This is a genomic window from Psychrobacillus sp. AK 1817 (assembly GCF_008807035.1).
Lineage (GTDB): Bacteria > Bacillota > Bacilli > Bacillales_A > Planococcaceae > Psychrobacillus > Psychrobacillus faecigallinarum.
This window is the reverse complement of record NZ_CP031739.1, coordinates 3,084,769-3,107,762: the sequence shown is the minus strand read 5'-3', so window position 1 is coordinate 3,107,762 and position 22,994 is coordinate 3,084,769. Positions and strand designations below refer to the sequence as shown.

The 22,994-nt window shown below is 39.5% G+C and carries 20 protein-coding genes and 3 rRNA genes; 5 read left to right on the top strand and 18 right to left on the bottom strand.

Features of this window, described 5'->3' with window-relative positions; translation table 11 throughout:
• Nucleotides 1-365 precede the first annotated feature (365 nt).
• The 4 genes from D0S48_RS15560 to D0S48_RS15545 all read right to left on the bottom strand — a co-directional run bounded on the left by D0S48_RS15560 (nucleotide 366) and on the right by D0S48_RS15545 (nucleotide 3,098).
• Entirely contained in the window at nucleotides 366-932 is a 567-nt protein-coding gene (locus D0S48_RS15560; RefSeq protein WP_144541858.1) for an imm11 family protein, read from the bottom strand.
• 19 nt (nucleotides 933-951) lie between these two features.
• The gene (locus D0S48_RS15555; RefSeq protein ID WP_144541856.1) at nucleotides 952-1,278 is read right to left on the bottom strand and encodes an AHH domain-containing protein; all 327 of its coding nucleotides are present in this window, start codon (nucleotides 1,276-1,278) and stop codon (nucleotides 952-954) included.
• 102 nt (nucleotides 1,279-1,380) lie between these two features.
• Nucleotides 1,381-2,190 carry an IS110 family transposase gene (locus D0S48_RS15550; protein WP_225216193.1) on the bottom strand — a complete coding sequence of 270 codons (810 nt, stop codon included), beginning with the start codon at nucleotides 2,188-2,190 and terminating at the stop codon, nucleotides 1,381-1,383.
• 131 nt (nucleotides 2,191-2,321) lie between these two features.
• Nucleotides 2,322-3,098 carry a recombinase family protein gene (locus D0S48_RS15545; protein WP_144541854.1) on the bottom strand — a complete coding sequence of 259 codons (777 nt, stop codon included), beginning with the start codon at nucleotides 3,096-3,098 and terminating at the stop codon, nucleotides 2,322-2,324.
• 166 nt (nucleotides 3,099-3,264) lie between these two features.
• On the opposite strand from D0S48_RS15545, the gene D0S48_RS15540 reads away from it, so the two are divergent.
• Nucleotides 3,265-3,465, top strand: a complete 201-nt coding sequence (locus D0S48_RS15540; RefSeq protein WP_026906918.1) for a helix-turn-helix domain-containing protein — start codon at nucleotides 3,265-3,267, stop codon at nucleotides 3,463-3,465.
• A gap of 321 nt (nucleotides 3,466-3,786) precedes the next feature.
• Here D0S48_RS15540 and D0S48_RS15535 read toward each other — a convergent pair whose 3' ends face one another.
• From D0S48_RS15535 to D0S48_RS15495, 9 genes are all read right to left on the bottom strand, one after another.
• Nucleotides 3,787-4,242: a DUF4274 domain-containing protein gene (locus tag D0S48_RS15535; RefSeq protein WP_144541852.1), complete on the bottom strand. Its 456-nt coding sequence runs from the start codon at nucleotides 4,240-4,242 to the stop codon at nucleotides 3,787-3,789.
• Nucleotides 4,243-4,277: 35 nt separating this feature from the next.
• Nucleotides 4,278-4,652: an immunity 22 family protein gene (locus tag D0S48_RS15530; RefSeq protein ID WP_144541850.1), complete on the bottom strand. Its 375-nt coding sequence runs from the start codon at nucleotides 4,650-4,652 to the stop codon at nucleotides 4,278-4,280.
• 12 nt (nucleotides 4,653-4,664) lie between these two features.
• Complete coding sequence (locus tag D0S48_RS15525) at nucleotides 4,665-6,590, bottom strand: ribonuclease YeeF family protein (RefSeq protein ID WP_186318282.1); 1,926 nt, start codon at nucleotides 6,588-6,590, stop codon at nucleotides 4,665-4,667.
• Nucleotides 6,591-7,054: 464 nt separating this feature from the next.
• Nucleotides 7,055-7,681 carry an NUDIX hydrolase gene (locus D0S48_RS15520; RefSeq protein ID WP_144541846.1) on the bottom strand — a complete coding sequence of 209 codons (627 nt, stop codon included), beginning with the start codon at nucleotides 7,679-7,681 and terminating at the stop codon, nucleotides 7,055-7,057.
• A gap of 463 nt (nucleotides 7,682-8,144) precedes the next feature.
• Nucleotides 8,145-8,260, bottom strand: a 5S ribosomal RNA gene (rrf, locus tag D0S48_RS15515).
• A 179-nt stretch (nucleotides 8,261-8,439) separates the two neighbouring features.
• Nucleotides 8,440-11,367, bottom strand: a 23S ribosomal RNA gene (locus D0S48_RS15510).
• A gap of 235 nt (nucleotides 11,368-11,602) precedes the next feature.
• Nucleotides 11,603-13,156, bottom strand: a 16S ribosomal RNA gene (locus D0S48_RS15505).
• Together the 16S, 23S and 5S rRNA genes form the textbook arrangement of a ribosomal RNA operon.
• A gap of 717 nt (nucleotides 13,157-13,873) precedes the next feature.
• Nucleotides 13,874-14,389, bottom strand: a complete 516-nt coding sequence (locus tag D0S48_RS15500) for a hypothetical protein (RefSeq protein WP_151112559.1) — start codon at nucleotides 14,387-14,389, stop codon at nucleotides 13,874-13,876.
• A gap of 16 nt (nucleotides 14,390-14,405) precedes the next feature.
• Entirely contained in the window at nucleotides 14,406-15,053 is a 648-nt protein-coding gene (locus D0S48_RS15495; protein ID WP_151112557.1) for a PAQR family membrane homeostasis protein TrhA, read from the bottom strand.
• Nucleotides 15,054-15,211: 158 nt separating this feature from the next.
• Here D0S48_RS15495 and D0S48_RS15490 point away from each other — a divergent pair, with 158 nt between their 5' ends.
• Entirely contained in the window at nucleotides 15,212-15,976 is a 765-nt protein-coding gene (locus D0S48_RS15490) for an NRDE family protein (RefSeq protein ID WP_151112555.1), read from the top strand.
• A gap of 153 nt (nucleotides 15,977-16,129) precedes the next feature.
• Here the strand turns inward: D0S48_RS15490 and D0S48_RS15485 are convergent, their stop codons facing one another.
• Nucleotides 16,130-17,509: a plasmid pRiA4b ORF-3 family protein gene (locus tag D0S48_RS15485; protein WP_151112553.1), complete on the bottom strand. Its 1,380-nt coding sequence runs from the start codon at nucleotides 17,507-17,509 to the stop codon at nucleotides 16,130-16,132.
• Between the two features lie 535 nt (nucleotides 17,510-18,044).
• Between D0S48_RS15485 and D0S48_RS20695 the strand changes: the two genes are divergently transcribed.
• Nucleotides 18,045-18,260, top strand: a complete 216-nt coding sequence (locus D0S48_RS20695; protein WP_191963921.1) for a hypothetical protein — start codon at nucleotides 18,045-18,047, stop codon at nucleotides 18,258-18,260.
• On the opposite strand, the gene D0S48_RS15480 is transcribed toward D0S48_RS20695, so the two are convergent.
• A complete protein-coding gene (locus D0S48_RS15480) occupies nucleotides 18,253-19,077 on the bottom strand; it encodes an MBL fold metallo-hydrolase (protein WP_151112551.1) in 825 nt (274 codons plus the stop codon). The two genes, D0S48_RS20695 and D0S48_RS15480, sit on opposite strands and share 8 nt — an antisense overlap.
• Nucleotides 19,078-19,439: 362 nt before the next feature.
• On the opposite strand from D0S48_RS15480, the gene D0S48_RS15475 reads away from it, so the two are divergent.
• Nucleotides 19,440-19,640, top strand: a complete 201-nt coding sequence (locus D0S48_RS15475) for a cold-shock protein (RefSeq protein WP_144541707.1) — start codon at nucleotides 19,440-19,442, stop codon at nucleotides 19,638-19,640.
• 59 nt (nucleotides 19,641-19,699) lie between these two features.
• Here D0S48_RS15475 and D0S48_RS15470 read toward each other — a convergent pair whose 3' ends face one another.
• The 3 genes from D0S48_RS15470 to D0S48_RS15460 are packed head-to-tail and all read right to left on the bottom strand — an operon-like array spanning nucleotide 19,700 to nucleotide 20,941.
• The gene (locus tag D0S48_RS15470; protein WP_151112549.1) at nucleotides 19,700-20,257 is read right to left on the bottom strand and encodes a DUF6434 domain-containing protein; all 558 of its coding nucleotides are present in this window, start codon (nucleotides 20,255-20,257) and stop codon (nucleotides 19,700-19,702) included.
• On the bottom strand, nucleotides 20,247-20,642 hold the full coding sequence (locus tag D0S48_RS15465; RefSeq protein ID WP_191963816.1) for a MerR family transcriptional regulator: 396 nt from the start codon (nucleotides 20,640-20,642) through the stop codon (nucleotides 20,247-20,249). The genes D0S48_RS15470 and D0S48_RS15465 overlap by 11 nt, the downstream gene beginning before the upstream one ends.
• Nucleotides 20,639-20,941: a hypothetical protein gene (locus D0S48_RS15460; protein WP_151112545.1), complete on the bottom strand. Its 303-nt coding sequence runs from the start codon at nucleotides 20,939-20,941 to the stop codon at nucleotides 20,639-20,641. Before D0S48_RS15460 ends, D0S48_RS15465 begins: the two co-directional genes overlap by 4 nt.
• Before the next feature lie 199 nt (nucleotides 20,942-21,140).
• Here D0S48_RS15460 and D0S48_RS15455 point away from each other — a divergent pair, with 199 nt between their 5' ends.
• The gene (locus tag D0S48_RS15455) at nucleotides 21,141-22,829 is read left to right on the top strand and encodes a methyl-accepting chemotaxis protein (protein ID WP_151112543.1); all 1,689 of its coding nucleotides are present in this window, start codon (nucleotides 21,141-21,143) and stop codon (nucleotides 22,827-22,829) included.
• The last annotated feature ends 165 nt before the right edge of the window (nucleotides 22,830-22,994 follow it).

Sequence of the window (22,994 nt, the reverse complement as noted above, 5' to 3'; positions counted from 1 at the left end):
CCCCGCCATGTAAAATGTCGTCTCGCCCAACTCATACTTTTCTTCCTAGCCAGTATTAAAATAAAACTCCTTGATGGTATAACCATCATGAGCTTTCGATTCTCAAACAAAACACATTCTTATTGTCTCACTCAAAAATCTTACTTGCAAAACCTACAAACTTAAGGCAATGACAAAGCTCATAATGCTATTATTCACTATCTTTATGTATCCGTATCGTTACCACCAACATGTGAAATGTCAAATCGACCATTTCTTGTACTTTTCTCTTATCATTCCTATATAAATAAAACTCCATGATGGTATTACCTTCATGGAGTCTTTATTTTCGAATATATTCTAGTAAAAAATTCTTATTCTAAAATTTAGATAGCTTTAATTTCGTAAAATTCCATACCCGTTAATTCATTATTTTCAATTTCTTTTTTAAATATTTCTGAAACAAAAATAGGAATTTCCTGTCTATTTCCCAATTTAAAAATATCACTATTTTCTACTTTACTCTCATAAATTGCATATTTTCGTACATTATATATTGTCCCAACACTTTTAGTCTGTATTTCATGGTAGTCTGATTCTTCTAAACAAATTGCATCGACCACTTTAAGAATATTAGCAATATAATACCCTTCTAAACTATCTCCACTTTTCAACTCAACAATGTCAACTGGAAAGTACTCAATTTTTGTATTTAAGGTCTCCATAATAGTTTTCAATCTTCTAGATACCACAGACCATCCCATATCATTTGCAAGATAGTCTGTAGGCACTTCTCCCTCACTTTTATCATAGTAAAATTTAAAACTTCCATCCCATCTATTAAAAGTCTGTCCAGTTTTAAATTCATATTGTTGAATACTTAAATCATCCTTATAATGACAAACTATATCATTTTCACCTGAAACTTCTATGCTTAGCTTATAAAATTTCATCTGTATTCCCTACCTATTTTTAATTTAACCAATACTCTTTGTAAAGCATATCTGGATTTTCCCTGACTTCTTTCTTTAAACCTTCAAATAGCTCTAAAAAAATTTCTTTATTCCCACGCGCAATAGCATCATATTCATTTATCCTGTCTAACACATATTCATGATATGCGTTCGGATCTCTACCTTGAGGTGGCAATAATTCTTTATTCCAAGCGTCATCTAATTCCAAACCATACTTTTTTTTCACATTTTCTAACTGGTGAGTATACGTTTTACTTTTATTTGTCGCATAGTGATGAACTTGTTTTGGTTTTTCTTTTTTAGGCTTACCCGTACCCTTAGGAATATCGAAAAATATACTTTATGAAAGGTGGCAGTCTATTCAACCACCACCCAAATTGATTAACTAGCTATTGTTACAAGTTGCTCTGGCATGATGTAAGCCGTTTTATTTTTCATCATACCATAGATTATTCTGACTAATCTTCTCATAATGCAAAGAAGGGCTTATATCTCTGACCATGCTTTGAATGATAAAATCTCTAGATGTCTGATATTCTCGTTTTACTTCTCCATCATCTTGGACTAAAGATAATATTAGTTCTGCTTTTTTAGTTGAACAAGCTTTGCTACTCGCTTCTAATAGAAACTTTCGTAAGTCCTCTACTGTTTTCCCATCCAAATGAGAAGGTGAAGGGTAACTCTCCCAAAAAGCTAATGCAGTTTTGCCATCCACTTCTGAAAAGAACTCCTTGTAGCTTGGAAAATGATAGTTTAATTGCATATGCAGTTGGTTTTTCAAGGCTGTTTGTGCTTTCACTATCGTATTTCTTCTTCCAACCAATTGAGAGATTATCCAATGAATATCGGATGGTGTAGCTTCAGGCAAATAAGGTAGGTCACGTATTAAAACCCTTGCCACACATTGAGCGTCCCAACTATCATGTTTTTGTGTCATCGCATAGCTGTTTCGTTCTGCATTGGATAAAGAGGAATTAACAAACTTCACAATATACCCTTGCTCTAAAAGGTATAACGCTAAATCTCTTCCGTAACCGCCCACATCTTCTAATCCAAATACAGGGGTCAACCCTTCTGTTAGAAATCTATTCACATATTCTAATAAACTAGGAAAAATAGATGGTTTATTTTGAAAAGTCATCTCACCCAACTTCTCAAACCAACAATCCACTATCACCGCTGTATGTTGAAACTTATGTAAATCTAGTCCTATATAAATATACTTATCTCTTTTCATCAGAAATCCTCACCCCTACATTAGATTAAACGGATAAAGCAAGACAGAGAATGTCGGCAACCTTAGGTCGAGCGTTAGTCACTTGGACTCGCAAGGGTACGAAAGCCTATCCATTCTCTATCTGTTAACCGTTATAAAATGGCTTCGTGTTTGCCATTTGCTGTTATTTCTCCATAGTGGTATAAACCACTATAAAACGCTTTTCTATCTAAAATCCGTTTGATCTGGACTTTCGTAAACCATTTTCCTTGTTTTGTTCGATGTCCTTCTTCATTCAGTTGTTCTGCTAGTTGAGTTAAAGACCATGAAGGAAACTGTTCCTTTAAGTCAAACACTCTTTGTACGGTCTGAGCCTGTCTGTCATCTACTACAAGGCTTTTCTGACCTTTCTTCACTTTGTAGCCTAAAGCCACATTTCCTCCTGCATAGCCGCCCTGTTGGGCTTTCTTATTTCGTCCTCTCCCTAGCTTTAAAGAGATTTCTAATCGTTGATATTGGTCTAATAACTCCATTAAACCATTAATTAAAAAGTCGCTAGGGTCTTTCTTATAGATACTGTATTGTGGTTGTTCAATACTCCGAATGTCTAATCCATACTTTTTCAATTCTCGATGGACTAACACTTTCACAATGTCTGACCGCCATAAACGGCTTGTATTCAGTGTGACAACATAATCCACCTCATGGAGGGTGAGATACTCCAACATCTCCTGAAAGCCCATTCTGTCCACTTCTAACGCTTCTTCATCTACTTTAGCCCCACTGATACCCTCATCTTTAAATAAGCGTAAAAGTGTATATCCTTGAGCCTGACAATATGCCTTAATTTCATCTTCTTGGTAAGCAAGACTGTATCCATCCCTTGCTTGTCCTTGTGTAGATACTCGAATATATCCGATAACTTTCATGGTATTTTCCCCCTCCGTTACGCTAATTAGGATTAACGTAACGCTTAGCCGCTATAATTAACATAAATTCATTGTATGCGGCTTTAACGATACAATCAACCCCTTTACCGATACAAGTTTGTGATGTATCGTAAAAGGTAACATGAATAAGAGGAAGGGAAGTACCATGCCTATTACAATCAAGCTAAAGGAAATCCTTAAAGAACGTGACCTTTCACAACGTGAATTGGCACGAATGACAGGGCTTCGCCCTAATACAATAAGCCATCTTTGTTCAGACAACGTGGACAGGGTTTATTTATCGACATTAGAAACAGTATGCAAAGTGTTAGACATCGACATTCAGGAATTAATCGAGGTGGAGTAGTCCTCACTCTAGTAATCGTTCTATGTACGTCATAGTTGCGAAAAATTTTAAAAAGCATGGGAAAGCAAAGGTATAGTATTTGAGAATATAGATGGTGGTAACTGATGATTTTGTGACTACTTTTAAGAGGTAGAATACATTAAATTGGTTATACGTTTTAAAGGTGTTGTACGCACTTTATAATTTGTTAAAACATTATATAGGGCTTACAAGGCTTATCTCCACTCTGAAAATAATAAGTCGTTCATTCGGCACTAGGTAGCCCCCACAAAAAAGAAACCTTGAAATTTTTTTGCCAATCAAGGTTTCTAATAAATCACATCATATTTTAGGTATATCAATCTCTTTGCCTGGAGACTTACTAATTAAAACATCAGGAAGGTCTGGATTATTCTTTTTCAACTTATACTTTTGAATTTTTGTTAATTCAGGGTCAAAGGAAATGTCTTGTGATTTAAAGTCTAAGCTTAATAGTTTATTATAAATCTTTCTCAAAAAAACTTTCCATTCCTCTAATGAAGAACTTGAAACTTCATCTGAACTCTCTAACAAACGATAGCCATCTGCATAATGGAACATTAGTAAACCTGTCCCTAAATCACAAGCCTCATTATCTAAGATGACTGTTGGTACATCAAACCCACTATTCCAATTATAATTTGCAGCAAAGTAATGAAGTATTAGTGAATTATCTACTTTTTTTAACTGGCTGATTAAAATATTTTTATCTGTATTATAAAGCAACCCCACCAGATAAGTAATTTCTGAGTTAACCATCAACTAAATCATTTCTCCATACCTTAAGATTTCTCTTACTCATAATTTGTAGCAGCAATAAAATCAATAGCACCTTTTGAAATAATTTCATTTTTATATTCAAAATTATATATTAAAATTACTGCATTATATGATTTCTTTAGGTCTATACTTTTCTGGATTTTTGGGATGACAATTTCTTCATACGAACACCCATTTAATAATACTGAAATATCACTACTACTATTCTTATAGACCGCTTTTTCTATAGTATCCTCATCTGTTTCATCCATATCAATATTAAAATCGATAAAAAATTGGGATGGGACAGACTCTCCATCCTCATCATACGTTAAATCAACATACTCTCCTATTGAGTCCTCATCGTTAATATTCCCTAACCAAATTGAAACCCATCCTTGTTTTTCCATTATAGTACCCTCCTACTTTAATCTTAGACCTTGTGGTAAAGACGAAACTCCACCCTCTAATCTATAATTAGCCCAGTTATTAAGTCGTCTAACAAATGTATTATAGTCGCTAGAAGTATCTATTATTGCTAACAATTCATTATGTGCCTTAGTTGAGCCTAACCCTCCATGAACACCGTTTGGATTGACAAATTTGACATCGGATATAGCTGTTCTTAAATCTTTAATCTCCTCAGCACCAATATTCCAATACTTAAATTGAGGAGCTCTTGAAACTAAGTGCCACTCATGTAATCCTCCTGGTTCTCTTAGTTGACGTTCAATTTTCTTTCTAATCTTTTTATCTTTCCAAAGTTCGTCTAGTTCACTACTTGTGAGGGAATTGAAAAATTTATTAAAATGCCCACTCTTTGCAGTTGGTATATCTTCAACAGTTAATTTTGTTATATCTTTAGCATTATCTATACCCTTAGTATCTACATCCACATTCATTATATCTTTATTAACATTATCATAGATACTTTTATTTGTTGGGGCAGTATCCACTTTTGTAGACGGCGTGCTAATTGCCTTTGTACTTTTGGAGGTTGTAGGTATATCCATTTTCGCTGTTGGCATATTAAACATTGATGGACTATTCAAATGGTTGAATGCTAGAGCGTTCGGTGTCCCATTCTGTAAGCTAGTAAACAGATTTAATTTTGTCTGTGTTCCACCCAGTGGACTATTGACCACATCCCGGTAAACTGAAGTATAGACAGATTCTACAGCCTCATCACTTAAGACATTTTTGGGCTGAAAAAACTTGCTACCTTTATTTACAAATTTTGCTCCGGTACTTCCCCAGCCTGCAAATGGAATCATCGCACCAAACGAGAGTGTTGCGTTCAACTTATCTCCTCTAGCTGTATAAATAATCCCATTTGCCCCATCCGCTATTTCTCCGATTCCGGGTATTAGCCCTACTAAATCTAATCCAAACTGTATTCCATCCAACAGTTTATTTTCTTTTGGTGGCTCAACTTGGACTACTTCTTCCTTGTATTCTACTTTAGAAACGATTTCGTAGTATACTGTCCCGTTTTCCGAGTACTCTTTTATCAGGAGACCATTTGCATACTGATGGTATTTTACATTCTCTCCGACGTTTTCTTCAATTGTATTCATTCTTTTCAAATCTAGGGCTTGAAAAGTTTGGGTACTAATCATCGTACCGATCATTTTTTCATGTTCTTCTACCCATAAACTATTAGGATCTAAGTATACTTTAGGAAATAGTTCTGTTCTAATTCCACTTCCAAACGTAAGTGCATTCCATTGACTCGGTTGGAAATGAATGTCCTTCACTCCTGCTTTGAACATTCCCTCCATATCTGCAAGCCAAGAGCCCATCGTTTGAATATTCTGTTCCACCGGGTTTAGCGAAGTCGTTTGAGAGGCATCAAATTCATGTAGCTGTAAAACTGTGTCATCACGTTTCTTTTTGGAGTTTTGTACCCCTTCTTGCACCTCACTGTCATTCAAGTGAGGTAAAGCAACTATATCACTTACCGAGTCCATGATACTGTTTGCCTCGTTCGTAAGTCTTTCCGTTATATTAGCAATTAGCGTAAGTCCCTGTTCCAGCTCTCCCTCTAAAAACTGTTCGAGAATATAGCCAGCTGCATCCGGTTCTAATGATATGAGGGCAGCTTCAACTTGTTGGAGCTTTTGCTTGAAGCTGTCTGAGAAGACAAGAAAAAAATGAAGGAATGGCAAATGAACATCCGAATAGAAGCCTCGGATTGCACTACCTCCCGCCCCCTTCAATACCTCTTCCATTGCTACTAATTCTTTAACTGTGTCTTGAATATTTCCTACTTCGTTTTGCAGTCGTTCAAGCATAGCTATGTTACGTTGCAGCCCATCTTGAAGTAAGTCTACATCTAGGATTTTCATAGGCATGTCCTCATCGAATCAGGTACAATGAAGCATTTCCAATTTTCTCTATTATACAATATTCCCCACCAGATAGACATAAAATCTCCTCCTCTAGCAAACTTACATTACCTATAATATTCCATTTTTTATATAGAAAGGTAAAGTGAAGACTGTCATTTCATATTAAAATGATTCAGAAGAATTGTCTTTTTTTAGGAAACTGGTTATTTAGAAGGAATGACTTATAGGAGCATAGGCGCATTTATAAAGTGCTAATTATTATTATTTAATTCTAATTTTGATACTCTTCCTATACAAATTAATAAGACTCCCTATCAATAGAAAGCCTTTTAAAACTACTATAAATTTAATACTCTAATACTTTTATACAATGCTAAGAGCTTTGTGTTAAATTTATCTCCTTAGTATTATGAAAGTATCATGGTACATATTTCTCCCCCTTTTTAGATTATTTCTTATTATTATCTATTAACATTTCTTATTGTTTCCACAAAATGTTTTAATACCCGTGCTGTTAATCCCCAAATTGTATAGTTTTTATAATCATAAAACCATTCTTCAACATCACGGGGTCTCCATTGGTATTTGTCTCCATTAAAAATTTTTTCAAATGGAAAGTCCATCGGAGGCATAGGTTGAACAGAGACAGTGTGCATATAAGGCTCATAGTTTAAGAGCCAGTTGATTGGCACTGTAAATACTTCTTCAACCTCTTGTTTGTTAAAATTTTCGATTTGATGATGATCAATAGTCGCTACAAATGGATAAACTACGAAAGATGAAGAAGTGATATAAGGACTCATTTGTCCTAAAATTTTTATAGATGTCGGGGCTACACCCAACTCTTCATGGGTTTCTCGTATAGCAGCTTCCATTGGAGATGCATCTGTAGCATCAATACGACCACCTGGAAAACTAATATCTCCAGGCTGCTTTCTCATCGTTAAGGAGCGCACTTCAAACAAAATATGCCATTCTCCTTCCACTTCCACAAGTGGAAGCATGATTGCCGAGCGCAGAGCTGTTTCCTCCCCAATAAATAGTGGCTGTCTATGGTGTAATTCTTTCTTTAGCTCCTCCAAGAACATGGAGTTCCCCCTTGCTTAGTTTCTCTATTATAAGAGTAACATTAATATTGTCTCGTTTAAAATAATGTGAAGTGCCATTTAGATATATGAAACGTCTAATTATGTATTTTACTTTAGACTTAATTTATTTATATTCATTTTAAAAAATGCCAAACAAAAAGCCGCTACCGATTAATCGGTAACGACTTCCTATAGTGCCCAGCGACGTCCTACTCTTGCAGGGGAACCCCCAACTACCATCGGCGCAGGCTGCGAAACCAGATGGACGGCAGATTTCTTCGTCAGCTACGTCGATCGGTTCTCGCGTATGCTATACGCTCCGAGCCTCTCTTCCTTGCTTCCTCGAACTCTTTGCCCCTCTGCTTTCTCGCTCACTTGCTTATATAAGGTTGATTGCCTTCGGCCTTTTTCTCCTTAATACAAAAAAGCCGTCATCGATTTCTCGGTAACGACTTTTTTCAGTGCCCAGCGACGTCCTACTCTTGCAGGGGGAGACCCCCAACTACCATCGGCGCTGAAGAGCTTAACTTCCGTGTTCGGTATGGGAACGGGTGTGACCTCTTCGCCATCATCACTAGACTTGTCGGCTTCCAATCCACTGCGCATTGCGTTGTCAACTTCGCTCGTTCAGTCAGTCACGTACGTAAGTACGTTCCTTCCTTCGCTCACTCGTTTCCTAGCACTACTTGTGTTTTGAAACCCTACTGAGTTGTTCACTCAAAACTGGATAAAAGACATCATTAATGGAAACAAACAATTTGGTTAAGTCCTCGATCGATTAGTATTCGTCAGCTGCACGTGTCGCCACGCTTCCACCCCGAACCTATCTACCTCATCGTCTTTGAGGGATCTTACTTACTTGCGTAATGGGAAATCTCATCTTGAGGGGGGCTTCGTGCTTAGATGCTTTCAGCACTTATCCCGTCCACACATAGCTACCCAGCGATGCCCTTGGCAGAACAACTGGTACACCAGCGGTGTGTCCATCCCGGTCCTCTCGTACTAAGGACAGCTCCTCTCAAATTTCCTACGCCCACGACGGATAGGGACCGAACTGTCTCACGACGTTCTGAACCCAGCTCGCGTACCGCTTTAATGGGCGAACAGCCCAACCCTTGGGACCGACTACAGCCCCAGGATGCGATGAGCCGACATCGAGGTGCCAAACCTCCCCGTCGATGTGGACTCTTGGGGGAGATAAGCCTGTTATCCCCGGGGTAGCTTTTATCCGTTGAGCGATGGCCCTTCCATGCGGAACCACCGGATCACTAAGCCCGTCTTTCGACCCTGCTCGACTTGTAGGTCTCGCAGTCAAGCTCCCTTCTGCCTTTACACTCTTCGAATGATTTCCAACCATTCTGAGGGAACCTTTGGGCGCCTCCGTTACACTTTAGGAGGCGACCGCCCCAGTCAAACTGCCCGCCTGACACTGTCTCCTACCCGGGTTACGGGTATGGGTTAGAATTTCAATACAACCAGGGTAGTATCCCACCGACGCCTCCTCCGAAGCTGGCGCTCCGGGCTCTAAGGCTCCTACCTATCCTGTACAAGTTGCACCAAAATTCAATATCAAGCTACAGTAAAGCTCCACGGGGTCTTTCCGTCCTGTCGCGGGTAACCTGCATCTTCACAGGTACTATAATTTCACCGAGTCTCTCGTTGAGACAGTGCCCAGATCGTTACGCCTTTCGTGCGGGTCGGAACTTACCCGACAAGGAATTTCGCTACCTTAGGACCGTTATAGTTACGGCCGCCGTTTACTGGGGCTTCAATTCGCACCTTCGCTTGCGCTAAGCACTCCTCTTAACCTTCCAGCACCGGGCAGGCGTCAGCCCCTATACTTCACCTTACGGTTTTGCAGAGACCTGTGTTTTTGCTAAACAGTCGCCTGGGCCTATTCACTGCGGCTCTTCTAGGCTATACACCCAAAAGAGCACCCCTTCTCCCGAAGTTACGGGGTCATTTTGCCGAGTTCCTTAACGAGAGTTCTCTCGCTCACCTTAGGATTCTCTCCTCGACTACCTGTGTCGGTTTGCGGTACGGGCACCTCCCACCTCGTTAGAGGCTTTTCTTGGCAGTGTGAAATCAGGAACTTCGGACTAAGTCCTCGCCATCACAGCTCAATGTTACAGAGTGCGGATTTGCCTACACTCACACCTCACTGCTTGGACGTGCATAACCAACAGCACGCTTACCCTATCCTACTGCGTCCCCCCATCACTCAAACGGTGGGGTGGTGGTACAGGAATATCAACCTGTTGTCCATCGTCTACGCCTATCGGCCTCGACTTAGGTCCCGACTAACCCTGAGCGGACGAGCCTTCCTCAGGAAACCTTAGTCATACGGTGGATGGGATTCTCACCCATCTTTCGCTACTCATACCGGCATTCTCACTTCTAAGCGCTCCACCAGTCCTTCCGGTCTGACTTCAACGCCCTTAGAACGCTCTCCTACCACTGATACCAAAGGTATCAATCCACAGCTTCGGTGATTTGTTTAGCCCCGATACATTTTCGGCGCAGCGTCACTCGACCAGTGAGCTATTACGCACTCTTTAAATGATGGCTGCTTCTAAGCCAACATCCTGGTTGTCTAAGCAACGCCACATCCTTTTCCACTTAACAAATACTTTGGGACCTTAGCTGGTGGTCTGGGCTGTTTCCCTCTTGACTACGGATCTTATCACTCGCAGTCTGACTCCCAAACATAAATCATTGGCATTCGGAGTTTGTCTGAATTCGGTAACCCGGGATGGGCCCCTAGTCCAAACAGTGCTCTACCTCCAAGATTCTAACGTTTGAGGCTAGCCCTAAAGCTATTTCGGAGAGAACCAGCTATCTCCAGGTTCGATTGGAATTTCTCCGCTACCCACACCTCATCCCCGCACTTTTCAACGTGCGTGGGTTCGGACCTCCAGTAAGTGTTACCTTACCTTCATCCTGGACATGGGTAGATCACCTGGTTTCGGGTCTACGACCACATACTCATTCGCCCTATTCAGACTCGCTTTCGCTGCGGCTCCGTCTTCTCAACTTAACCTCGCATGTAATCGTAACTCGCCGGTTCATTCTACAAAAGGCACGCCATCACCCGTTAACGGGCTTTGACTATTTGTAGGCACACGGTTTCAGGGTCTATTTCACTCCCCTTCCGGGGTGCTTTTCACCTTTCCCTCACGGTACTGGTTCACTATCGGTCACTAGGTAGTATTTAGCCTTGGGAGATGGTCCTCCCGGATTCCGACGGAATTTCACGTGTTCCGCCGTACTCAGGATACACTCTGGAGGGAATGAATTTTGGACTACGGGGCTTTTACCCTATCCTGCGGACCTTTCCAGGTCGCTTCATCTAACTCATTCTTTTGTAACTCCGTATAGAGTGTCCTACAACCCCAAGAGGCAAGCCTCTTGGTTTGGGCTCTTCCCGTTTCGCTCGCCGCTACTCAGGGAATCGAATTTTCTTTCTCTTCCTCCAGGTACTTAGATGTTTCAGTTCCCTGGGTGTGTCTCAGATGCGCTATGTATTCACGCAAATGTACTGCCCCATTACGGGCAGTGGGTTTCCCCATTCGGAAATCTCCGGATCGAAGCTCACTTACAGCTCCCCGAAGCATATCGGTGTTAGTGCCGTCCTTCGTCGACTCCTAGTGCCAAGGCATCCACCGTGCGCCCTTATTAACTTAACCTAAAAGTTAAAAGTACTACACTTGCAATCACGTAAGTGATCACAATTTGAATATCTTGCGTTTGTTTCTTTTTTGATGTCGTTTTATCCAGTTTTCAAAGAACAAAGGGCTTGTTCCTTTGCGACGAGTAATCGCAGGAGCAAGTATAAATGCTCATCATAAAAATGAACACTCAAAACTGAACTGCAAAACGTTAAGATACAGATAAAGATCTGTATTCCGAATATATCCTTAGAAAGGAGGTGATCCAGCCGCACCTTCCGATACGGCTACCTTGTTACGACTTCACCCCAATCATCTGTCCCACCTTCGGCGGCTGGCTCCCAAAAGGGTTACCCCACCGACTTCGGGTGTTACAAACTCTCGTGGTGTGACGGGCGGTGTGTACAAGGCCCGGGAACGTATTCACCGTGGCATGCTGATCCACGATTACTAGCGATTCCGGCTTCATGTAGGCGAGTTGCAGCCTACAATCCGAACTGAGAACGGTTTTATGGGATTAGCTCACCCTCGCGGGGTTGCGACCCTCTGTACCGTCCATTGTAGCACGTGTGTAGCCCAGGTCATAAGGGGCATGATGATTTGACGTCATCCCCACCTTCCTCCGGTTTATCACCGGCAGTCACCTTAGAGTGCCCAACTAAATGCTGGCAACTAAGATCAAGGGTTGCGCTCGTTGCGGGACTTAACCCAACATCTCACGACACGAGCTGACGACAACCATGCACCACCTGTCACCGCTGTCCCCGAAGGGAAAAGCCTATCTCTAGGCCGGTCAGCGGGATGTCAAGACCTGGTAAGGTTCTTCGCGTTGCTTCGAATTAAACCACATGCTCCACCGCTTGTGCGGGCCCCCGTCAATTCCTTTGAGTTTCAGTCTTGCGACCGTACTCCCCAGGCGGAGTGCTTAATGCGTTAGCTGCAGCACTAAGGGGCGGAAACCCCCTAACACTTAGCACTCATCGTTTACGGCGTGGACTACCAGGGTATCTAATCCTGTTTGCTCCCCACGCTTTCGCGCCTCAGCGTCAGTTACAGACCAGAAAGCCGCCTTCGCCACTGGTGTTCCTCCAAATCTCTACGCATTTCACCGCTACACTTGGAATTCCGCTTTCCTCTTCTGCACTCAAGTCCCCCAGTTTCCAATGACCCTCCACGGTTGAGCCGTGGGCTTTCACATCAGACTTAAAGGACCGCCTGCGCGCGCTTTACGCCCAATAATTCCGGACAACGCTTGCCACCTACGTATTACCGCGGCTGCTGGCACGTAGTTAGCCGTGGCTTTCTAATGAGGTACCGTCAAGGTACGAGCAGTTACTCTCGTACTTGTTCTTCCCTCACAACAGAGTTTTACGATCCGAAAACCTTCTTCACTCACGCGGCGTTGCTCCATCAGACTTTCGTCCATTGTGGAAGATTCCCTACTGCTGCCTCCCGTAGGAGTCTGGGCCGTGTCTCAGTCCCAGTGTGGCCGATCACCCTCTCAGGTCGGCTACGCATCGTCGCCTTGGTGAGCCGTTACCTCACCAACTAGCTAATGCGCCGCGGGCCCATCCTGTAGTGACAGCCGAAACCGTCTTTTAACATTCCCCCATGTGAGGAAATGGATTATTCGGTATTAGCCCCGGTTTCCCGGAGTTATCCCAATCTACAGGGCAGGTTGCCCACGTGTTACTCACCCGTCCGCCGCTAAATCAGAAGAAGCAAGCTTCTTCATCATTCGCTCGACTTGCATGTATTAGGCACGCCGCCAGCGTTCGTCCTGAGCCAGGATCAAACTCTCCATAATAGAGAACTTAAAAAGCTCATTTTGTTTTGCTGGCATCATCATTAAATGATGTCAAAAATTGTTTTGTGTCAATACAACCGAAGTTGTTTGACGCTATATTTCTTAACGTTTTGCATGTTCAGTTTTCAATGTTCATCATGTCAGCCAAACTTGTTTACCTCTTGGCGACTTCTACTATATTACTCTCGTTTATATTATAAGTCAACACTTTTTAAAAACTTTTTTAAAAAGATTTTATTAGAGTCTCATTCCTCTTCAGAGTTAGCTACATTAGTAGAATGTTCTAGGATTGATATTAGGCAAAAAATTATATGATAAATCACTTTCCTTCTATATATATTAGTATACATCTCCTTGCAATTTGGTTATATAAATACGCTGGCAATAGTTATTCTTCGTTTATGGTAATTCAAAACTATATTTCGCTCTGTTCAACCTTGTTATTTTCTACAGTCGATTCAGACAATACTCCTTACAGAAACAAATAATAAGCAGTAGAAAGTAATATCCTTACTTCCTACTGCTTCTTTAATTACCTTCCTATTGAGTTTGCGCTATGTAATACTTCTTTTTGGCGTGAACGGTTATAAATATTTTTATGCGGTCATAAAAAAATCTATCCGGTCATAAATCCTCGCTATCAGGTTATAAAATTTTCTATCCGGTCATAAACCCTTGATAGCCGGTCTCAAATAGTAATATCTCTCTGCTAAAGGACTATATAGTATGAAGAAGCTCTAACGTTTCGATTACACTGCTTAGAAAATCATCTATTTCGCCTATATTTTCTTCTTTAATTTTTTGGTGGAAGCTTAGCAAAATTGTATTTACATAGTTTTTCTTTAATTGTCCGTATTCAAAGCTTAAACGCTGAGTGATTGTTATATCGTCCTCCCATATTTCCTTTAGGGCTAACTCAATACTCTTACACTCTTCAGGTACTTCTATTACACTTTTTTGAAATTTTAACTGTAACGTACAGCCAGGGGCCTTACCAGGAGTCTCCAAAATTTCGGATGCTAACTCCTCCAAGGAAGCTTCTATTATAATCTCTGCCGTTACTTTTTGTTTATCGGAAAGGACAAATTCAATAGAAAAGTCTCTTTTTATAATAGAAAAATCCATTCGATCTGTTCTGTTAGTTATATTGATTTTGCGTTCTATATTGTCCATATCATATAGAAGATTCTCAAATGCAACCTTTAAATTTTCGAAGACGGTTGGATCATACATGTGATTTCCTCCTTAGTTATACAGGTATTGGCAGTAGTGTCATGATAGCGAAGAAAACTAAAATAGCCGCTACGAGCACAAATACATGCCACACTGCGTGATGGTACGGAAAGCCTCTCCATACATAAAAGACCGCCCCTCCGGTATAGAGCAATCCGCCAAGCGCTAGCAAAACAAGTCCCTCTGTGGACATATTGGTGATGAGCGGCTTCCATGCAAAAACTATTAACCAGCCCATCACAACATACAAGATAGTAGAGGTATGCAAAAACCGCTTAACAAAATAGGCTTTGAACACTGTACCTGCTATCGCTAGTCCCCACATAATACCAAACAATGTCCAACCTAGCGGACCTTTTACTACTAAGAATAGAAGTGGAGTATAGGAGCCTGCTATTAAATAATAAATAGAAGAATGATCCATGATTTCAAAGAAGTCTTTGGCTCTTCCCTCTGGAAATGCATGTACAAGGGTCGATGATGTAAACAATAGCACCATGGATGCCCCAAACAGTGTAAAACTCACCACATGCCAAGCATTCCCATACTTGACTGAGGAAAGGATTAAAATAACAAGTGCAGCTATACTTAAAAGTGTACCAACACCATGTATAATTGCATTTGCAAGCTCTTCTCGTTTAGAAAATATATGTGTATTACTCATCTCTGTCATCTCCATTAAAATCGTTTATTCCATTTTATCCTATCACTTTTCATCAATAAAAGCAGACACTCATCAAATCTGATAATGATATAATAATTGAAGTAGTTAGCTATAGACCTGACTTCCCTCATAACTTGTTCAAAAAGGAGCTATCTTATATGTGTCTCGTTAATTTTCAATTTAAAACTCATCCTACCTATCCACTCATAGTAGTTGCCAATCGAGACGAATTTTATGAACGTCCAACTGAGTCTGCTCATTTTTGGACGGATTATCCTAACATCCTTGCCGGACGAGATTTGCTTCAAATGGGAACATGGCTAGGGGTTTCTAAAGCTGGTCGCTTTGCAGCATTGACCAATTTTAGGGATCCTCAACTAAAACCGGGTCGGCTTTCTCGAGGTGATATCGTTCGAGATTTTTTAGCTGGCAATGAAGAACCAATGGAGTTTATCGCAGGCTTAAAGAGAAAAAGAGAAAACTACGGTGGCTATAATGTTGTCATTGGGGATAGTAATCACCTGTATCACTATAACAATATCCTAGATGAAATGAATGAAATTGCGCCTGGTACACATAGCTTAAGCAATCATACCTTAAATACACCCTGGCCAAAGGTGAAAAAAGGAAAGCAGAAATTAGCTGAATATCTTCTATTAGATAAAGTAGAAGTTGAGCCTCTGTTCGAAATACTTAAAGACGAAAATGTTGCACAGGATTATGAGCTTCCCGAGACTGGTGTAGCTCTCGAGCTTGAACGTAGCTTATCTCCAATGTTTATCAAAATACCTAACTACGGTACACGCTCCTCGACTGTATTGTTAATGGACTACAATCAACTGGTTACCTTTGCAGAACGAACCTATTCAGAAGGTGAAACACAGTCTGAAAATTCTTTTGCATTCAAAACAAGCCTGACATAACTAGCTTCTATAAAACTGAGGTCATATCAAGAAAAAGTTTCCCCTGTTGCGAAAACAATAGCAGCCTATAACAAAAAATAAAGCTTCGAAAATTTTACTGTTCATAAAATTTTCGAAGCTTTTCATTTTTTAAGGTGAGTTGTGTCACAGTCTTTATTTTCCACAGCATTTCTTATACTTTTTACCACTGCCACATGGACACGGGTCGTTTCGGCCGACCTTTTTATCTGTTTGTTTGCTCTCCGGTGCAGCTGGTACTGCTTTTAGATTTGGCTGCTCCATCAAAGTAATTTCATGTGGGGTATGACCTCTATTGCCCCACAGGCGAGTTGTTACCGACACGAAGGCAATTGCCTGCACATATTCATTGAACATTTCCTGATCTTGAATGTTATGACGAACAGCAAATTGCTGAACCACCGTATTAATACTACTACCGACTGTTCGCATATCTCCGATTAGCTGATCCATATTTTCTTTGATCATTAATGTGCTACCACCAAATAGATCCTTTTGCATCATGGACGCAAGCTTTTCTTGATAGATTGTTTCCTCGTAATAATTAGGATCTGCATAACGAAGAAGCTCTTCCTTTGCTGGCACGTAATAAGGCTTTCCTACAGAGCTTTCTTTTAAGATTTCATAATCATTGGAGTTTATCGAAGTATGTACAAACTCATCTGAATTAACTGTAACAAATTGATTTTGTAATTGTTCTGACGATTTATCTATAAATGACAATAATTCATTTCTCGTCAGAGCTTTAACATTTTGCGAATTATATATATCTAGAAATTTAGAGAAGTCAATAATTCCATATAAGTTAATACAAGCAGCTGTATACTTTAAAATAGCTTCCGTGTTTTCTGAATGCTCAAGAATAGTAGATTCTCCACCTCGATATTTATCCGTGAGGACAAGATAATTATCATGATCAATTTTCTCCCACTCTGTCTTTTTATACTTCACATTTTTAAGCAGTTCATTTAACTTGTCTTTATCAAAAGGTTTAAATTCCTGATGCTCAGCCCAGCCATACATATGTAAATAATCCGGATGATTAGGGTTGGCCATAATTTTTTTAAATTCCGAAAAGCCAATTGGACCACCAATATCTTCAGGAGGCGCCATGCCTTCTCCATCCAATATAGTAGGATAACCAAAATAATAATCCTCTACTATCTCTTCTAGCTCTATTAGAATTCTCCAATCGTCTTCAAAGTCATAGTTATAAATGAGGTAACCCTTCTCTTGAAGATACTTGTCAATCTTTATACGGGTTGGCTGCTTAACCTCTTTGCCTTCATACTTCTTCCCTTTATATTTTTGTATGATTGCTTCATCATTCGTAATATACTTGTCGTTTGTTTCTATCGCGAAGGAATGATATGGTTCCATCATGCTTCGAAAATTTGTCACGTATTGAATGGTCTCATGAAGTCTATTAAATGTCGCATCTGCCGGCAGAACGATTCTTCTCCACACCTTCGGATCTACGTGCTCAAATGATAATTTTAAAATATAAGCTTTCAAATAAATTCACCTTCCTCCATTAATCATACGGTATAAAACTGTTTTCTTCGAGCAAAAACTTCTTTTAGGAGAACGCTTACGCAGGGATTCTATATAATGTATTTTAGGAAGGTCTTTTGCTTTTTAGATAAAGGTAAAATAGTAGGGATAATGGAGTGTATGTAGGAGGAATTTGAAAAAAGCTGTCCTTTTCTATATTTGCTAGTATGATTGCTCACTTTGTACAGAGAAATAGACTAAGTAAAAAAGGACTCTACTATGTAGCAGTCCTTTAGAGTGTAGACAAAAGGGTTGGAAATCATTTCTATTTCCAACCTTTTTCCAATTATTCTAGGTTAAATCTGGTTAGTTTCTTAAGATTTAAGTCAGCAAAAGTAAGCATCGCCTGCATGGACAATTTTTTTTATTCCATTAGGGTTGTCCATCGCATACCATGCTTTTCTTTACTCTTTCCATATATTTCTTTCATGGTTGTGTCGCAAGTCCTCAGCTATATTATCCGTCCCCTCATTCCTTTAATAGGAAGCATTGTTGATTGGAGCGGAGAGCGGCGACTCCAGCGGGAATAGCGCGAGCTGAAGACCCTGGACAGAGCGTAGCGAAGGAAGCGGCTGAAGCCGTGCCCGCGGAAAGCGTCCGCTCGGAGCGGAGATTAACATTTCTAGCTTTATCTCTTAAAGGAAAAAAGACTGTAGGCAAAACACCAAAATTCATGGTGTTTGTCTACAGTCTGAAGGACTCTACTATGTAGCAGTCCTTTTGAGGCTCTCATTAATCACGGAACGTATGATATGTAGGGAGCTCCATTCACCCATGGAGAAGCGAGTGATGGGATATTTCTTCGGAAAAATAATATGGGTTATTTCTTCTTCACGTTTACCCTCCGCATGAAGCTGCAAGATACGGTCCTGTATCTCTAATAAATAATGTAACTTTCTTTCGAGTTGTCTCCTACCCTTCTCTAAGTAGCCTGCATGGCAGCAATAAACTTCATCAAAATCATACATAAGAACTCGCTGTAGGGAGTCTATTAATGTCGGGATGCTTTCCTCTCGAAGCACGACCTTCGTTCGTTCCTGGCAATAGAGATCTCCTGTAAACAATTGACCGGTCTGTCGATTAAGAAATGCTAAATGATCCTTGGCGTGACCAGGTGTAGGAATGACGTCCCATGTGGCGGATTTGGAAGTAAACGTCTCGCCAATCGGTTCTGCTTTAAACGGCTGCCTCTTCCCCCAAAATAGCTTGCGATAGAGAGGATAGTCGGCTTTCGTTTGGCAATAATCTATATAAAGCTCATTCATATAGATTGTTTTACCTTGATTTTGTAGATAAGAAGCACAGCCAGTATGATCCTCATGATAATGAGTAATCATTACTTGATTTACTTCCTGCTGGTGAAAAAATGGTTTAAATTCCTTTTCGAGAGATTGTGACCCTGTATCTATTAAAACGCCATCCACTACAAAACAATGGACATTTAGTTTAACACCCTGAAAGGATACCTTCCCGTTTCCCATTATCACGCCATTTTTAGTGGAAACATCAAATTCCTTTTTAAAAAGCATACATTCTCCCCTTTTAAAAATATTCTTTAAAGAAGAATATCATAAAATGAATAACTATTCACTATTTTTAAACATTCCTAAGTACTGGTGCTTAGCTATTCATTATATAAAATATAAGATAATTATTTATTCTGTTTTACAGGATTAGGGAAATACTTTGAGATATCTTAAGTACTTTACTGGACAAATGAGAAGTTACGTTATATACTGAGTTCAATAGTTAAATTGCTTCATCAAAACATTGAATTCACATATTACAAAAAGTGATCGTGAAATGTTTGTCGATACTCTTTGTAATATGTGAATTTTTTTATCTGTTGAAAGATTTATATTATTTAATTTATTTTATGGAGGTTTTTTACATGACACAAGGTACAGTAAAATGGTTTAACGCAGAAAAAGGTTTCGGATTTATCGAGGTTGAAGGCGGAAGCGACGTATTCGCTCATTTCTCAGCTATTCAAGGTGAAGGATTCAAATCTCTTGACGAAGGTCAAAAAGTTGAATTTGATATCGAAGAAGGTAACCGCGGACCACAAGCAGTTAACATCGTAAAACTTTAATTCTTCGGAATTAACTTGATAAAAGCCGTACACTCGAAGTAATTCGAATGTACGGCTTTTTATTTTTGATATTTATTACTACCTGGTAGCTGTTTGATAGCATTCCAAGCATCGATTGCATCCTGACGTGTTTTTTCTTTATTGTTAGGATCGGCAAAAAAGTCTTGAGTGAAGCGGTTATATTCAAATTGAGGTGCAATCTCTCTTTTATAGGTTGGATCTTTTTTACGTTCTTCTTCCCCTTTCCAAGCATTCACTGCATCACGGTATGTTTTTCCAACGTTATTTTTAAAATAGTCCTGAATAAATGTAGAAAAATGAAATTTTGGTCCAATGGTATGCTGAAAAAATGCTCTTACTTGTTGGCTACAGCGATGTCCCTCATTTATAACAGTATCTAAAGATAACACTGCATCTGCTTTAACCTGTTTAGTCCTCCTGACTGGTTGAAGTATTTCACCTGAGCGCAAGAAAACCTCTATTCGATTGGCAATTTCTATTTTAGAACCAGAGGGACTAATACTGTGTTCTCTACAAAACTTTTGAAGTTCTTCCTTTAACCAATAGTACTGTTGAAATTCCTCTATGCTTAAATTTTTTGTTAGATTAGGTCTCATTTTTTGTTCCTCCAAGTAATTGTTCCATTTTCTTGTCTGCACGGAGCAACACTTCTTTTATTTGTATAATCTGTTCTTCTTTTTGTATCATTTCCCGATATTTTTCTTGAAATAAATTTCTTAGCAATTGTAATTTATCTGTTTCTTCCTCAGTTAATTCACTATCTTTATCTACATGTTCAGTCCACTCAAAGAGTAATTTTATTTCATTTAATGTAAAACCATTCTGTTTTAGCTTAATAATTACTTGGATAGACAGTATATCCTCTTCTGTGTAATCTCGGTGATGGCACTCTATGTTTGGCTTTAATAGTTTTATCTTTTCATAATAACGAATAGTATCCTTGCTAACCCCGGTCTGGGAAGCAAATTCTCCAATTTTCACAATATCACCCCTATTACAATTAGCATATGAAAAACAAACCGAAAACCATGGTGACTATAGCTGATCCTTCCCTTTGTCTGTATTCCTTCCCAGATTGCTAGCAAATGTAGACTTATAAAACAGACTACTATTAAATACAACGTCCAGTTTGGAATGAACGAGCTTACAACCAATGCAAGCGAAGTTAACACAAATAATAAGGATCGTATAGAAAAACCCTTTTCCTTCCATTGTACCACTCCAGCTACTAATGTTAAGAATCCATACATACAAACTAAACTATGAACAACTATTTCCATCTCCAACACCTCCTCTTTGACTTTAAATCGTGGAGTTAACTCCATGTCAACAATGTTTTTAAGCTACTTTAGACTATTTTTATTAAATTTTTATCAATAAATTCCTTTTAGTAATAATTTTTCATTAGCCTACTTCAAATGACATTACTAATAGTCGATAAATACGAAGTGATTATATTTATTGGAAAGAAGGCAGCTTATGAGTATCGGCAAAAAGTTAAACATCGCATTTATCACTATTCTAGTTTTGTTATTAATCTCTACTGGAACATTTATGCTTACATCTGCTAATGTGGAAAGTAAAGTGGATGAGGCTCTCGACTATAGAGTCACTCAATTACGAATAATCGACGAGATTCGTTTTGGGATTGGAATGCAGGGTCAATATTCACAGGAACTGTTAATTGATAATTCTCCAGAGACGAAGGAGCAGTTAGAATACTATATCCAGTATGTCGACAACAAAATTGCTGAAATTGCATCTCTTGCCCACTCCAAAACTATGAAGGAATATGTTGAAGAGATTTACGTTTATAAAAATGAATTCAATGAGGCATCTGGAATATACTTGGAGTATGCTAAAACAGGTAGCATGAGCTCTGGAACAAGAATTTTAAAGGATCGTATTACTCCTGCAAATGCTGGTATTTTAGATGTTGCAAAAAAAATGCTCGATTATCAGGATAAGGAACTGAATAAAATATCGGAAGATACGGATAACGCTATGATTCTGTCTAACATTGTAGCAATTGTTATGTTAGTCATTATTCTGATAAACGGTTGTTTTGTTATGTGGTTCACTCGTAAGCAAATCTCTAATCCGTTAAAAGAAATGGTGAGCGTGTCCGAAACCATTGCGACTGGAGATTTATCGGTGGATGATTTGAAATACGTATCTAAGGATGAAATAGGAAAGCTCTCTTCTGCTACTAATCAAATGAAAAACAATCTTCAAACGTTACTCAAACGCATACATGAGAATTCGGAGCATTTAAGCGCAGCTGCTGAGGAGCTATCTGCTAGCACAGAAGAGGTAACCGCCTCTACAAATGAGATGGCCAATCGTGCTAATGACACTCTAGAATCTTCCACTTCTGCTGCCCAGTCAGCCAACGAAAGTTCGCGCGCTATGGATGAAACTGCAACGGGAGTTCAAAGAATTGCCGAATCAACACAGAGCTTACATGACAATTCGAACGAGACGTATCAAGCAGCACTCGCTGGAGGTAAAATTATTCAACAGGCTAGCGAGCAGATGAATACGATTAACCATTCTTCCGAGATGATGAATGATTTAGTACAAAAGCTTAGCAAACAAACAATTGAAATTGAAAATATCACTAATGTGATTACGAATATCACAGAGCAGACTAATCTCTTAGCTCTAAACGCTGCAATCGAAGCAGCACGAGCAGGAGAACATGGAAAAGGATTTGCAGTTGTTGCTGATGAGGTTCGCAAGCTTGCAGAAGAATCTAGACAATCCGCAAATCAAATAGTGAATTTGATTAAGGAGATAAAATTAGATACAAGCAATGTAGAGAAAGCTGCTGAGGACTCCCTCACTTCTGTTACAGAAGGTGTAAAAATTATTGGAGAAGCAGGCCAAGCTTTTGAGGAAATTGTCACTGCTGTAGAGCAGATGAACATTCAAATTGAGGAAATTTCAGCTACTTCTGAGGAAATTTCAGCTTCTGCAGAACAGGTTTCAGCCTCTGCAATGGAAATCGCTAACGGAGCAGCAAATGCTTCCTCTAACGTAGAAAGTATTGCAGCAGCTATCGAGGAGCAAACAGCTAGTATGGAGCAAGTCAGTGGTGTGGCGGTTGAGCTGTCACAGAATGCTCAGGACTTACAAGAAGAAATAAATAAATTCAAACTAGCATAAAAATATCTCCATTTTACTCTTTTTCGAAAGCTACAGACCTATAGTCCATTCAATACCGAATAATTTTTAGGAGGATGATCGCACTTCATGATCGTCCTCCTATTTTAATATTTATCGATCACCTCAATTAAAAGTGAGCGCCTATAGCAATACATTTTTATAAAA

Bases quoted from the DNA above. Each gene is read 5' to 3' on its own strand.
- D0S48_RS15550 (WP_225216193.1), bottom strand. From the start codon at position 2,190: ATGAAAAGAGATAAGTATATTTATATAGGACTAGATTTACATAAGTTT.
- D0S48_RS15525 (WP_186318282.1), bottom strand. From the start codon at position 6,590: ATGAAAATCCTAGATGTAGACTTACTTCAAGATGGGCTGCAACGTAAC.
- D0S48_RS15475 (WP_144541707.1), top strand. From the start codon at position 19,440: ATGACACAAGGTACAGTAAAATGGTTTAACGCAGAAAAAGGTTTCGGA.
- D0S48_RS15530 (WP_144541850.1), bottom strand. From the start codon at position 4,652: ATGGAAAAACAAGGATGGGTTTCAATTTGGTTAGGGAATATTAACGAT.
- D0S48_RS15540 (WP_026906918.1), top strand. From the start codon at position 3,265: ATGCCTATTACAATCAAGCTAAAGGAAATCCTTAAAGAACGTGACCTT.
- D0S48_RS15520 (WP_144541846.1), bottom strand. From the start codon at position 7,681: ATGTTCTTGGAGGAGCTAAAGAAAGAATTACACCATAGACAGCCACTA.
- D0S48_RS15500 (WP_151112559.1), bottom strand. From the start codon at position 14,389: ATGTATGATCCAACCGTCTTCGAAAATTTAAAGGTTGCATTTGAGAAT.
- D0S48_RS15470 (WP_151112549.1), bottom strand. From the start codon at position 20,257: ATGAGACCTAATCTAACAAAAAATTTAAGCATAGAGGAATTTCAACAG.
- D0S48_RS15490 (WP_151112555.1), top strand. From the start codon at position 15,212: ATGTGTCTCGTTAATTTTCAATTTAAAACTCATCCTACCTATCCACTC.
- D0S48_RS15495 (WP_151112557.1), bottom strand. From the start codon at position 15,053: ATGAGTAATACACATATATTTTCTAAACGAGAAGAGCTTGCAAATGCA.
- D0S48_RS15535 (WP_144541852.1), bottom strand. From the start codon at position 4,242: ATGGTTAACTCAGAAATTACTTATCTGGTGGGGTTGCTTTATAATACA.
- D0S48_RS15480 (WP_151112551.1), bottom strand. From the start codon at position 19,077: ATGCTTTTTAAAAAGGAATTTGATGTTTCCACTAAAAATGGCGTGATA.
- D0S48_RS15460 (WP_151112545.1), bottom strand. From the start codon at position 20,941: ATGGAAATAGTTGTTCATAGTTTAGTTTGTATGTATGGATTCTTAACA.
- D0S48_RS15545 (WP_144541854.1), bottom strand. From the start codon at position 3,098: ATGAAAGTTATCGGATATATTCGAGTATCTACACAAGGACAAGCAAGG.
- D0S48_RS15560 (WP_144541858.1), bottom strand. From the start codon at position 932: ATGAAATTTTATAAGCTAAGCATAGAAGTTTCAGGTGAAAATGATATA.
- D0S48_RS15455 (WP_151112543.1), top strand. From the start codon at position 21,141: ATGAGTATCGGCAAAAAGTTAAACATCGCATTTATCACTATTCTAGTT.